13 protein-coding genes and 1 pseudogene are annotated in these 10311 nt (G+C 74.2%); 8 read left to right on the top strand and 6 right to left on the bottom strand.

Going from position 1 to position 10311, the window contains the following annotated elements:
- Positions 1-365: 365 nt before the first annotated feature.
- Positions 366-947 carry an XdhC family protein gene (locus DMH08_RS36120; protein ID WP_125620659.1) on the top strand — a complete coding sequence of 194 codons (582 nt, stop codon included), beginning with the start codon at positions 366-368 and terminating at the stop codon, positions 945-947.
- A 248-nt stretch (positions 948-1195) separates the two neighbouring features.
- Here the strand turns inward: DMH08_RS36120 and DMH08_RS42140 are convergent.
- Together DMH08_RS42140 and DMH08_RS36110 are read right to left on the bottom strand one after the other, a co-directional pair.
- Positions 1196-1633 (bottom strand): annotated as a pseudogene (locus tag DMH08_RS42140) (MBL fold metallo-hydrolase); the annotation flags it as partial.
- 120 nt (positions 1634-1753) lie between these two features.
- Positions 1754-1990, bottom strand: coding sequence for a DUF397 domain-containing protein (locus tag DMH08_RS36110; RefSeq protein ID WP_034516820.1), 237 nt, complete (start codon positions 1988-1990; stop codon positions 1754-1756).
- 402 nt (positions 1991-2392) lie between these two features.
- Here DMH08_RS36110 and DMH08_RS36105 point away from each other — a divergent pair, with 402 nt between their 5' ends.
- Together DMH08_RS36105 and DMH08_RS36100 are read left to right on the top strand one after the other, a co-directional pair.
- Positions 2393-2974: an RNA polymerase sigma factor gene (locus DMH08_RS36105; protein ID WP_026401131.1), complete on the top strand. Its 582-nt coding sequence runs from the start codon at positions 2393-2395 to the stop codon at positions 2972-2974.
- Positions 2971-3975: a CU044_5270 family protein gene (locus DMH08_RS36100; RefSeq protein ID WP_125620657.1), complete on the top strand. Its 1005-nt coding sequence runs from the start codon at positions 2971-2973 to the stop codon at positions 3973-3975. The genes DMH08_RS36105 and DMH08_RS36100 overlap by 4 nt, the downstream gene beginning before the upstream one ends.
- 52 nt (positions 3976-4027) lie before the next feature.
- On the opposite strand, the gene DMH08_RS36095 is transcribed toward DMH08_RS36100, so the two are convergent.
- Positions 4028-4702: a TetR family transcriptional regulator gene (locus DMH08_RS36095; RefSeq protein WP_125620655.1), complete on the bottom strand. Its 675-nt coding sequence runs from the start codon at positions 4700-4702 to the stop codon at positions 4028-4030.
- 260 nt (positions 4703-4962) lie between these two features.
- On the opposite strand from DMH08_RS36095, the gene DMH08_RS36090 reads away from it, so the two are divergent.
- Positions 4963-6093 carry an acyl-CoA dehydrogenase family protein gene (locus DMH08_RS36090; RefSeq protein WP_026401128.1) on the top strand — a complete coding sequence of 377 codons (1131 nt, stop codon included), beginning with the start codon at positions 4963-4965 and terminating at the stop codon, positions 6091-6093.
- The gene (locus DMH08_RS36085; RefSeq protein WP_125620653.1) at positions 6094-7266 is read left to right on the top strand and encodes an acyl-CoA dehydrogenase family protein; all 1173 of its coding nucleotides are present in this window, start codon (positions 6094-6096) and stop codon (positions 7264-7266) included. It abuts the gene before it with no gap.
- Between the two features lie 60 nt (positions 7267-7326).
- Here the strand turns inward: DMH08_RS36085 and DMH08_RS36080 are convergent, their stop codons facing one another.
- Positions 7327-7908 (bottom strand): HD domain-containing protein, encoded by a 582-nt coding sequence (locus tag DMH08_RS36080; RefSeq protein WP_125620651.1) that lies wholly within the window; start codon positions 7906-7908, stop codon positions 7327-7329.
- A gap of 142 nt (positions 7909-8050) precedes the next feature.
- Between DMH08_RS36080 and DMH08_RS36075 the strand changes: the two genes are divergently transcribed.
- Positions 8051-8416: a YybH family protein gene (locus DMH08_RS36075; RefSeq protein WP_026401125.1), complete on the top strand. Its 366-nt coding sequence runs from the start codon at positions 8051-8053 to the stop codon at positions 8414-8416.
- A gap of 5 nt (positions 8417-8421) precedes the next feature.
- Here the strand turns inward: DMH08_RS36075 and DMH08_RS36070 are convergent, their stop codons facing one another.
- Positions 8422-9018 (bottom strand): dihydrofolate reductase family protein, encoded by a 597-nt coding sequence (locus DMH08_RS36070; protein ID WP_026401124.1) that lies wholly within the window; start codon positions 9016-9018, stop codon positions 8422-8424.
- Positions 9019-9199: 181 nt separating this feature from the next.
- Here DMH08_RS36070 and DMH08_RS36065 point away from each other — a divergent pair, with 181 nt between their 5' ends.
- Together DMH08_RS36065 and DMH08_RS36060 are read left to right on the top strand one after the other, a co-directional pair.
- Positions 9200-9499 carry an ArsR/SmtB family transcription factor gene (locus DMH08_RS36065; RefSeq protein WP_199748168.1) on the top strand — a complete coding sequence of 100 codons (300 nt, stop codon included), beginning with the start codon at positions 9200-9202 and terminating at the stop codon, positions 9497-9499.
- The gene (locus DMH08_RS36060) at positions 9496-9885 is read left to right on the top strand and encodes a VOC family protein (protein ID WP_125620648.1); all 390 of its coding nucleotides are present in this window, start codon (positions 9496-9498) and stop codon (positions 9883-9885) included. Before DMH08_RS36065 ends, DMH08_RS36060 begins: the two co-directional genes overlap by 4 nt.
- A 3-nt stretch (positions 9886-9888) precedes the next feature.
- Here DMH08_RS36060 and DMH08_RS36055 read toward each other — a convergent pair.
- Positions 9889-10311, bottom strand: a 423-nt coding sequence (locus DMH08_RS36055) for a gas vesicle protein K (RefSeq protein ID WP_233618016.1), incomplete at its 5' end; no start/stop codon positions are given.

The raw sequence follows: 10311 nt of genomic DNA, 5'->3' as shown, positions 1-10311 counted from the left end.
GCCTTTTGCCGCCGCCCGGCGGCAAAAGGCCGCGCCCCCGACCGCGCAGGCCCGCCGAACGCCGTACCCCGCGCCGCCCGTTGCGCCATGCGGGGTTCGGGCGTGCCTGCCGGTGCGTGCGGGGAGCGCGCCTTTCGGTGCCGAACGGGGCGGGGAAGAAGGTCGTGCTCCGGCCGTGCGGGCCCGGCGAGCGGCGGGTCCCCGCGCCGGTCGTTGCGCCGTGGGGCTGGGTGTGCCTGCCGGTGCGTGTGGGGAGCGAGGCTTTTCGGTGCAGGGCGCGGTGGTGCCGGGTTGGCGGGGAAGATGGCGTGCGATGAGTGAAGTGCCGGACGACGTGGGCGGGGCCGTCGGGAGCGGAGGCGGTCATGCGTGACGTGCTCGGGGACGTGGGCGGGTGGTTCGCCGCCGGGGAGACGTTCGGGCTGGCGACCGTGGTGCGGACGTTCCGCAGCGCGCCGCGCCCGGCCGGGGCCGCGATGGCGGTGTCGGCGGGCGGGGAGGCGGCCGGCAGCGTGTCCGGCGGGTGCGTCGAGGGCGCGGTGTACGAGGTGGCGCGGGAGGTGCTGGCGTCCGGCGAGGCGGTGGTGCGGCGGTACGGGGTGAGCGACGACGACGCGTTCGCCGTCGGGCTGACGTGCGGCGGGATCCTGGACGTGCTGGTGGAGCCCGTCGGCCCGGAGTCGTTCCCCGAGTTCGGCGAGGTCGCCGCGGCCGTCGGGAAGGGCGATCCGGTCGCGGTCGCGACGGTCGTCGGGGGTCCCGGCCGGATCGGCGCGCGGCGGGTGGTGTGGCCGGACCGGGCGTCCGGGACGCTCGCGCCCGGCGCGGCGCACGCGGCGGGGGCGAGGGCGGGCGGGTGGGGCGCGGCGGGGCGGAGGCGTTGCGGGAGCTGGGCGGGGTCGGCGGGGCCGGCGCCCGCGATGTTCCGCTCGCCCATCTGGGCGTAGTAGCGCGGGTAGGCGGAGAGGCCCGCGACGAGGCGGTCGACGAAGGCGTCCTCGGACGGTTCGGTCAGCGCGTCGTTGCGGGCGCGTTCGTCGCCGAGCGTCCACACGGCGTCGTCGGTGGCGGGGGCGGACGAGCAGAAGCTGCCGAACCCGTGCGTCGGGTAGACGCGGGCGTCGTCGCCGGCGACGCCGGCGAGCCGGCGGGCGGAGCGGTACTGGGCGCGGGCGAGTTCGCGGGTGCGGGACCGGGCCACGAGGTCGGTGCGGCCGACCGTCCCGTAGAGGAGGGAGCCCCCGGTGAACAGGGCCGTCCCGCCCGGGCCGTCGACGGCGTAGGCGAGGTGGGCGTCGGTGTGGCCGGGGGTGGCGACGGCCCGGACGTGCAGGTCGCCGACGTCGAGTTCGTCGCCGTCGGCCAGCGGGCGGTGGTCGAACGCGAGGAGGGCGGACGCCGGGAGGCCGTGGTCGGCGCCGGTGGCGCGGGCCAGTTCGAGGCCGCCGGACACGTAGTCGTTGTGGACGTGCGTCTCCAGGACGAGCGCGCAGCGCACCCCGAGTCCGTCCAGGACGCGGGAGACGCGGTCGAGGTCGCGCTGCGGGTCGATGACGATGGCGTGCCCGCCGTCGTGCGCGACGTGGCTGCGGTCGCCCAGTGCGGCGGTCTCGATGATCTCGACGTCGGTCATGGTCGCCCCCTTCGACCGCCCGCCCGCGCGGCGGGCTCGTGCGATGAGGGGTACATGCCCGTCGAAACCGGGGCAATTCGGCCCCGCGGTCCGGAGCGGAGCGCGGGGCCGGAGCGGGGGTCAGGCCCCCTCGGCGGGCTCCTCCTCCAGGAGGTCGTCGAACTCGCCGTCCTTGACGCCCGCGATGAAGGCGTCCCACTCGGCCTCGGTGAAGTAGAGGATCGGGCCCTCGGGGTTCTTCGCGTCGCGCATCACGACGGCCCGCTCACCGAAGTCCTTGTGCCGGACGGGGACGTCGCCGCCGTCGACGAACTCGATGATGACCCCGTCGCTGAGGATCGGTTCCTGCTCGGTCACTGCACACCTTCTTCGTCCCGGCGCTGTCGGCGCCCAGCGTAGTCCGGGACGGGCCGGTCACACAGCGGAACGCCCCGGCCGCCCACGGTGGGGGGACCGGCCGCCCGCCGCGGGGAGCGGCGGCCGGGGCGGGGCCTCGCGGCGGGGAGGAGCCCGCATGCCGGACTGTACGGGCGAGGACGACCGGCCACAATGAATCGCCTTCGAGGGCTTTTTCAGTGTGTATCCCGTTGTCGTCGAAGGGGCCGCCCGTCTCGGCGGAAAAACCGCGAACGCGCGCCGGGGGATCGGCGAAGCGGGAGTGACCGACGCTCACAGCGGAAGGCACGACATGATTTCTGACCCCACGCGGGCGGCGTCCCCGGACCGCCCGCGTCCCCCCGATCCGCCGGGCGGGCGCGCATGACGGCGCCCGCCATCGACGGCGACACCGAGATCGTCCGGCGCTCGCTGACGGAACCGGAGTGCTTCGCCGCCCTGTTCGACCGGCACTACGCCGCGATCCACGGGTACGCGTCGCGGCGCCTCGGGCCGACGCTCGCCGACGACGTGGCCGCCGAAACGTTCCTGATCGCGTTCGACCGGCGCGGGAGCTACGACGCGTCCCGCGCGGACGTCCGGCCCTGGCTGTACGGGATCGCGTCCAACCTGATCGCGCGGCAGCACCGCGCGGAGGCCCGCCAGTACCGGGCGCTGGCCCGCGCCGCGGCTCCCGCCGCCGACGCCGGGCACGCCGACCGCGTCGCCGGGCGGCTCGACGCGCAGGCCGCGCGCGGGCCGCTCGCCAAGGCGCTGCGGAAGCTGTCGCGCGGCGACCGGGACGTGCTGCTCCTGGTCGCCTGGGCCGACCTCGGCGTGCAGGAGGCGGCCGAGGCGCTCGGCATCCCGGCCGGGACGGCCCGGTCGCGGCTGCACCGGGCCCGCAAGAAGATCCGTGCCGCACTGGGCGGCGGCTTCGACCTGGGAGAGGACACCATCCGATGAACGACATCGACGCCCTGCGCGAGGCGTGGGACGAGCCGGCGGCGCCCTCGTCCGCCGCCCGGACCGGCGCCCGCGCCGCCCTCATGGACCGCACCGCCGGACGCGCGCCCGCCGCGGCGCCCCGGCACGCCCCCGGCGGGCGCCTCCCCCGCCTCGGGATCCGGCTCGCCGCGGTCGGCGCGCTCGCCACCGCCGCCGTCGTCGGCGTGACGGTGCTCCAGTCGGGCGGCGTGGACGAGCACGGACGGCCGGCGCCGGTCGTCCCGGGCATCCCGGCGGGACCGGTCGCGAACGCGTCCGAGCTGCTGGAGCGGGCCGCGATGTCCGCGGAGACCCGCGCGTTCACCGCGCCCCGCCCCGACCAGTGGGTCTACGTCGAGTCGCGGTCGCGGCGCGGCGACACCCCCAACGGGCCCCTGTCGGACGACCCGGCCGACACGCGCACGAACAAGAGCTGGACGCGCGCCGACGGCAAGATGATCGCGTACATGGAGAACGGGCGGCTCGAACGGTCGCCGATGATCGCGGGGTCGCCGCCGTCGGACTACGCGAGCCTGGCGAAGCTGCCGACGGACCCGGACGCGCTGCTGACGTGGGTCTACGCGGACATGGGCGGGCTCGGCGAGACCGCCGAGGGGCGCTACGCGACGGCTTACACGACGCTCAGCACGATCCTGCGGGACAACGTGCTGCCGCCGAAGCTGGAGGCGGCGGTGTTCCGGGCGATCAAGCAGATCCCGGACGTGACGCTCGTCGAGGGGCGCCTGGACATGTCCGGGCGGCAGGCGATCGCCCTCGGCCGGATCACCGAGGGGTACCTCCACGAGGAGATCCTCTTCGACCCGAAGACGTACGGCTACCTCGGTGAGCGGGCCGTCGCGATCAGGGAGCACTCGACGCGGGGAGAGGACGGGACCCTCGCGTTCCGCAAGGGCGACCTGATGCGGCTGACGGTCCAGGTGAAGACCGGGATCGTGGACGACGCCGGGCAGCTTCCGTAGCGCGGAACGCGACGGGCGGCCGGAGGCGGGTCCTCCGGCCGCCCGTCCGCGTTCAGTCGGCGAGGAGCCGCGCGGCGGCGATCTCCAGGCGGGCCTGGATCTCGTCGGCCCCGGCCTGCCCGCGCAGCATCTCGATCATCTCCATCGTCCAGACGGCGGTGAGCGCGCGCGCCATCACCCGCCGGGGGTCGTCCACGCGGGCGCCCGGCTCCGGCGCGCCGCTCTCGGGCGCGCCGCCGCCGGTCGCGCCGGTCTCGGGCCCGAGGGCGGCGCGCAGCAGCAGGCCGGTCATCCGGTCGCTGAAGTCGGTCTGGACGTCCGACAGCAGCAGCGACCGGATCAGCGCGGCGGCCAGCTCCGGCTCCCGCATCAGGCCGCGGGTGGCGCGCATCAGCGCCTCCACCGCCCGCTGCGGGGACGTGCCCGCGCGGGGCGGGCGGCGCTCGATGCTGCGTTCGAGCAGTTCGATCTCCTCGCCGACGACGGCGACGACGAGGTCGTCCTTCGACGGGAAGTAGCGGTAGAGGGTGCCGAGCGCCACCCCGGCCCGTTCGGCGACGGTGCGCATCTGCATGGCGTCGATGCCGCCGCGCGACGCGAGCGCGGCCGCCGCCTGGACGATACGCTTGCGCCGCTGGTGCTGGCTGCGGGACCGCGCGTTCTGGCCCGCCCGCCCGGCGGGCTGACCCGGGCTCTCGTCCTCGGCCACGGTCGGCTCTGCGGTCACGGTCCTCACATTCCCTTCGGGCGGGCCCGATCGCCCGCCGTGTCGCCCCCCAGCCTACAACGGTTGCAAGAACCTGTTATCTGAACGGTCGGCGCAGGGTGCCGTGCGGCCGTCCGTCGCCGTCCCGTCCACGCGGCCATGCTAGGTGAATCGCGCCCGAACGGGCGCCGATCAGCCCTCTGGACACAAAGTAGAATCTGTTCTACTTTCGGCCGTGGGGTCGGCGCGGCCGGCCGCACCTCCTGGAAGGGAGCGGATGAGTGGACTTCAACCTCGACGAGACCCGGGGCGAACTCCGCGGCCTCGCCGCGGACGTCCTGGCGCGCGAGGCGACGGCCGAACGGCTGGAGGCGTTCGACGAGGAGCACGGCAAGGGCGGGCCCGCGTTCGACGGCGGCACCTGGAAGGCCCTCGCGCAGGCCGGGCTGCTCGGCGTCGTGCTGCCCGAGGACGTCGGCGGCGCGGGCCTCGGCCCGGTCGAGCTGGCCGTCGTGCTGCGCGAGGTCGGCGCGAAGGTCGCGCCCGTCCCGGCGTACGCGTCGCTGGCGCTCGCGGCGCTGCCGATCGCCCGGCACGGCACGGCGGAGCAGCGCGCGCTGCTCGCCCCGCTGACCGAGGGCGAGACCGTCCTGACCGGCGCGTACCGCGAGCCGGGCCCGGCCGGGGAGGTCGGGGCTACGGCCCGCCGGGACGGCGACGGCTACGTGCTCGACGGCGTCAAGACGTTCGTGCCGTGCGCCCGCGAGGCCGCGCGGATCCTCGTCCCGGCGCGGGTCGAGGGCGCGGGCGTCGGCGTGTTCCTGGTCGAGCCGTCGCGGGTCGCGATCACCGCGCAGCCGTCGGCGATCTCCGAGCCGCTGTCGCGGATCGCGCTGGACGGCGTCCGGGTCGGCGCCGACGCGCTGCTCGGCGGCCCCGACGCCGGCGCGGACGGCGCCGCGTGGGACACCCTGCGCCGGACGGCCGTCGCGGGGGCCGTCGCCGTCGCGTCCGGGGTGATCGAGGGCGCGCTCGACCTCACCAAGGAGTACGTGAAGACGCGCGAGCAGTTCGACCGGGCGCTCGCGCAGTTCCAGGCCGTCACGATGCAGATCGGCGACGTCTACATCGCCAAGCGCGCGCTCGACGTGGCCGTCTGGGCGGGCGTGTGGCGGCTCGCGGAGGGCGCGCCCGACGCCGACGAGGTGCTGGCGGTCGCCGCGTTCAACGCCTGCGAGCCCGTCGTGCAGGCCCTCTACACCTGCCAGCACCTGCACGGCGGCATCGGCCTGGACGTCACCTACCCGCTGCACCGCTACTTCGCCTGGGGCAAGCACTACGGGCACCTGCTCGGCGGCGCGGAGGACACCCTCGACACGATCGGCGCCCTCGTGCGGGTCCGGGAGGACTGAATGTTCATCGACCTGACCGACGAGCAGAAGAAGCTCCGCGCCGAGCTGCGCGAGTACTTCCGCGGCTGCCTGACCGCCGAGCAGGCCGAGGCCATCCGCCGCGACCCGTTCGGGCCCGAGTTCATGGAGCACACGCGGCGGCTCGGCCGCGACGGGATGCTCGGCGTCGCGCTGCCGAAGGAGTACGGCGGCCGCGGCTACGGCCCCGTGGAGCAGACGATCTTCGCCAACGAGATCGCGTGGGCGGAGGTCCCCTACCCGCTCATCACGCTGAACTCCGTCGCGCCGACGATCCTGCAGTACGGCTCCGACGCGCACAAGGAGTACTTCATCCCGCGCATCCTCGCGGGCGAGTGCCACTTCGCGATCGGCTACAGCGAGCCCGGCGCGGGCACCGACCTGGCGGCCCTGCGCACCACCGCCGTCCGGGACGGCGACCACTACGTCGTCAACGGGCAGAAGATCTTCACCTCCGGCGCCCAGCACGCCGACTACGTCTGGCTCGCCGCCCGCACCGACCCGGACGCCAAGAAGCACAAGGGCATCTCGATGCTCATCGTCGACTGCCGGGACCCGGGGTTCTCGTGGACGCCGATCATCACGATGGACGGCCGGCACCACACCAACTCGACGTACTTCGAAAACATCCGGGTCCCGGCCGACATGCTGATCGGCGAGGAGAACAAGGGCTGGGACCTCATCGTCAACCAGCTCAACCACGAGCGGGTCACCCTCGCCCCCGCCGGGAACATCGGCCACACCTACGACCGGTTCGAGCGCTGGGCCCGCACGGCGGACGGGCGGGACGGCCGGCCGCCCATCGAGGAGCCCGCCGTCCGCCGCGCCCTCGGCCGGGTGTACGCCTACCTGCGCGTGAACGAGCTGCTGAACTGGCAGGTCGCCGCGAACCAGGACCTCGGCTGGCTCGGCGCCGCCGACGCGTCCGCCAGCAAGATCTACGGCTCGGAGCGGATGCAGGACGTCGGCCGGATCATCGGCGACGTGCTGGCCCGCTTCGGCGACCCGGGCGACCCCGCGACCGCCGACTTCATCGAGCGGCTCGACGAGGGCGTCAAGGGCGCCCTCGTGCTGACGTTCGGCGGCGGCGTCAACGAGATCCAGCGCGAGCTGATCTCGATGATCGGCCTCGGGCTGCCCCGCGCCCCGCGCTGACGTCCGGGGGAGCGGTGCCCGGCGCACCCGGTCCGCCCGTCGGCGGCGGGCGGACCGGGGTCAGCCGGGTGCGCGGACGGCGGCCAGGTCGGGCAGCCCGAACCGGCCGCTCATCTCCTCGAACGCGGTGACCTTGTCGTCCCCGTACCGGCGGACGTGCCGGGCGAACTCGCCCGCGGACACGAACCGGGGCGGGTCGCTCTTGCTGTGGAACTTGTCGGCGTACATGACGAGCTCCTCCTCGACCGTCTCCGCGAGGTAGTCGGCGACGGGGAGCGGCAGCCCCTGCCGGCGGACGTCCTCGCGGGTGAGGCCCACGCCGGTGTGGTGCGAGCAGAACCGGCACACGGCCTCGGGGAACCCCTCGTCGGCGAGGATCTCGTGGCCGAGGATCCCGTGCCGGATGTAGCCCGCGTGGTCGAGCGCGCCGTCCGCGTCGTACAGCCGGTAGACGCCGATGTCGTGCAGGAGGCATCCGACGCGGACCAGCTCGGCGTCCACGTCGAGGGGGCGGCGCGCGAGCAGGTGCTCGGCGATGCGCCAGACGGTCTCGCAGTGCGAGTGGACGAGGTCGAACGCCTCCTGGGTCGGGGCGTACTTGGCGTGCAGCGCGCGAACGTCCTCGTCACTCAAAAGCCGCATTGCCGGATCTTAACAACCGATCGCGAGCTCACGAGGGAAGCGGCCGGGCCGCGTCGCTCGTCCATGTCTATAACTGCTCCTTCTGATGATCAGAAGAAACATCTCTTGGACTTATGGACGGGCCGGCTTCGATGATGGAGGCATGCCGAATCACGAGAAGGCCATGCGCCCCGAAGACATCACCCGCCTGTTCGTCGAGCGCTCCAACGCGGGCGACGCGGCCGGGGTGGCGGCGCTGTACGCGGAGGACGCCGTGCTGGCGTACCCCCCGGGCGCCGTCACCGTCGGCCGCGAGGCGATCCGCGAACTGTGGGAGAAGGTCCTGGCGAACCGCCCACGCTTCGAGCCCGAGGAGCCGCTCCCCACGCTCGTCAACGGGGACATCGCGCTCACCTCGACGCCGCCGCGGGACGGCGCGGGCGCCCGCGCCCAGGTCGTCCGGCGGCAGCCCGACGGGAGCTGGCTGCGCGTCATCGACCAGCCGGAGTTCGTGCCGCCCGCGGGCTAGCCGGGCTAGCGGGAGATCCGGTAGGTGAGGTGGGTGACCAGGTCGGTGCCGGGCGCGTCGCCGGACGCCCGCAGGGCGAGGTCGCCCACCCCGTCGAACAGCCGCGCGCCGCCGCCGAGGACCACCGGCGCCACGTGCAGCCGCAGCTCGTCGATCAGCCCGGCGGCGAGGTACTGGTCGATCGTCTGCGCGCCGCCCGCGATCGCGACGTTCCGGTCGCCCGCCGCCTCCCGGGCCCGGACGAGCGCCGCCGCGATCCCGTCGGTGACGAAGTGGAACACCGTCCCGCCCCGCATCGCCACCGGCTCGCGCGGGTGGTGGGACAGGACGAACACCGGCGCGTGGTACGGCGGCTCCTCGCCCCACCAGCCCGTCCAGTCCAGGTCCCACGCGCCGCGGTCGGGGGCGAACATGTGGCGGCCCATGATGTAGGCGCCCGCCGCCGTGATCTTCTCGACCGCGGCGGCGTTCCGCTCCCGCTGCTCGAACTGCCAGCGGTGCAGCCGCTCGCCGCCCTCGCCCAGCGGATTCCGCAGGCTCTGCTCCGGGCCCGCCACGTAGCCGTCCAGGGACATCGTGACGTCGCAGGTGACCTCGCCCATCGTGCAACCTCCGTTCGCGGCGCCCCTCGCGGGCGCCCTCGCCCATGGATCGGAGCCGCCGCCCGGTTCTCGACATCCCGCCCCGGAGAATGCTCCGGCCGCCGTGCCGATGACCCCATCCCTCGACGGGGCGGCGATAAACGTGCACGTCCCGGCTTGATATGCAAGTGGAAGCTTTCCTATGCTGGGGCGCGTGGCGGAAGACGTCTTCAAGGCCCTGGCCGATCCGACGCGGCGCACGATCCTCGACGAGCTGACCGAGCGCGACGGGCAGACCCTCTTCGAGATCTGCGGGCGGCTCACGACCAAGCACGGGCTCACGTCGTCCCGGCAGGCGATCAGCCAGCACCTCGCCGTGCTCGAGGCCGCCGGACTGGTCCGGACGCGGCGCGAGGGCCGCTACAAGTTCCACGACCTGGACACCGAACCGCTTGAGCGCATCGCCGACCGGTGGCTCAAGCGGAATGCGAGGCAGCGATGAAGATCTACATCACCAGCGTCTACGTCGACGACCAGGAGCGGGCCGAGCGCTTCTACACCGAGGTGCTGGGGTTCGTGAAGAAGACCGACGCCCCCGCCGGCGAGTACCGCTGGCTCACCGTCGTGTCCCCGGACGACCCCGACGGCGTCGAGCTCCTCCTCGAGCCCGACGCCCACCCGGCCGCCAAGCCGTTCAAGGAGGCGCTCGTCGCGGACGGCATCCCGCTCACGTCGTTCGCCGTGCCGGACGTCCGCGCCGAGTACGAGCGGCTGAAGGGCCTCGGCGTCCGCTTCACGCAGGAACCGGTGGACATGGGGCCCGTCACGACGGCCGTCCTCGACGACACCTGCGGCAACCTCATCCAGATCGCCCAGCTGAACGGGTAGCGGTCAGGAGGGCGGCAGGAGGGTGCCCAGCGGGCCGAGGTCGAGGTTCAGCTCGTCCATCGTCAGGCCGTGGCGCTCGCAGAGGTCCTCCATCCGGTCGTAGAGCGTCATCAGCGTCATGCCGATCCGCTCCTCCTGCTCCTCGGTCAGGTCCCCCTGGTCGACGCGGTGCAGCGCCGTGCGCTCCATGAGCTGGCGCAGCAGCTCCACGACGGTCAGGACGAGCTTCACGAGGTCGCGCTCGACCGTCTCCGGGTCGGTGTTCAGCCGCTCGGCGACGGACGGCACCCGCGGCTCGCCGGGCGGGGCGGGCAGCAGCTCGAACGCGCGGGCGGCGGCGTCGGCCACCCCGTCCAACCGCAGGTCGCCGGGCGGGGCGGGACGGCCGGCGACCTGCGGTTGGACGGGGTGGCCGACGCCGCCGCC

Source organism: Actinomadura sp. WAC 06369 (assembly GCF_003947565.1).
GTDB lineage: Bacteria > Actinomycetota > Actinomycetes > Streptosporangiales > Streptosporangiaceae > Spirillospora > Spirillospora rifamycini.
Note: the sequence above shows the minus strand (reverse complement) of the source record. Positions and strands in the feature narration are given on the sequence as shown.